Origin of the sequence: Deinococcus rhizophilus, from assembly GCF_030271215.1 — a bacterium.
In the GTDB taxonomy this organism is placed as follows: domain Bacteria; phylum Deinococcota; class Deinococci; order Deinococcales; family Deinococcaceae; genus Deinococcus; species Deinococcus rhizophilus.
In genome coordinates, this window is sequence record NZ_JASNGB010000341.1 from 1 (window position 1) to 999 (window position 999).

Genomic DNA, 999 nt, shown 5'->3' on the forward strand with positions numbered 1-999 from the left:
CCGACGTGGCCGCCTCCGGCCCGGTGACGTGGCAGGGGCAGACGCTCGCGGTGAGCGTCACCGGGCCTTACGGCGACCTGCGGGCCCGGCTGACCGGGCGCACCGCGCCGCTGACCCGGGCGGGCATGACCCTGCCGGGGCAGGCGCTGGACCTCACAGGGACGCTGACCCCGCGCCTCACGGCGAGCGGGACCTGGGGCGACCTGCGGGTGCGGTACGACGCCCGGTCGGAGCTGGCAGAGGTGGAAGGTGCCCAGGCCCTGACCGCCTTCGGGCGCTCCGGGCAGGTGCAGGGAAGCGCGACCTGGGGACCGGACTTCGCGGGACAGGTGCGGGCGCGGGGCACGCTGGCGGGCGGCTACGCGCTCACGCTGGCCGGACCGTGGCGGGCGCTGGACGTGACCGCGCAGGGACCGGGCGGCCTACGGGCGAATGGAACGGCGGCGCTCCCGGCGGCCAGCTACGACCTGCGGGTGCGCGGGCCGCTGGAGGGCCTCTACGTGGACGGGCAGGTGCGCGGCAGCGGAACCACTCCGCGCGGCACCCTCGACGTGTTCGACGGCGCGGGCGGGTCGGCGCGGGTCAATCTGCGCGGCCTCTCCGACTTCGACGTGCGGGCGCGGCAGCTCACGCTGGCGGGGCAACCCCTCGAGGGCGACCTGACGGCGCGGGGGGGGCGCCTCTCCGGAACGCTGAGTGCGGGGCCGCTGCGAATCCAGGCCAGGGACGGGCGGGTGGACGCCTCCGGGGAACTCGCCGGGCACCGCCTGACCGCTCAGGGCCGCCTGACCCTGCCCGCCACCCTGCGCGACCTGCGGGTGAATGTGACCGGGCCGCTGCTGACGGCGGCGGCGACCGGGGAGGTGGACAACCTGCGCGGCAGCGTGCGCCTGCGCCCGCAGCGCTTCGGGGAGGGGGCGGCGCGGGCCAGCCTCCCGGCGCAGACCTTTGCGCTGAGCGCCAGCCTGAGCGGACCACGCGTGACCGTGGGCGGGCTGA

Annotated in this window: 1 pseudogene; it reads left to right on the top strand. The window is 77.5% G+C overall.

Annotated features, from left to right (window positions below):
• Positions 1–999: pseudogene (locus QOL99_RS17220) on the top strand (polymer-forming cytoskeletal protein); the annotation flags it as partial.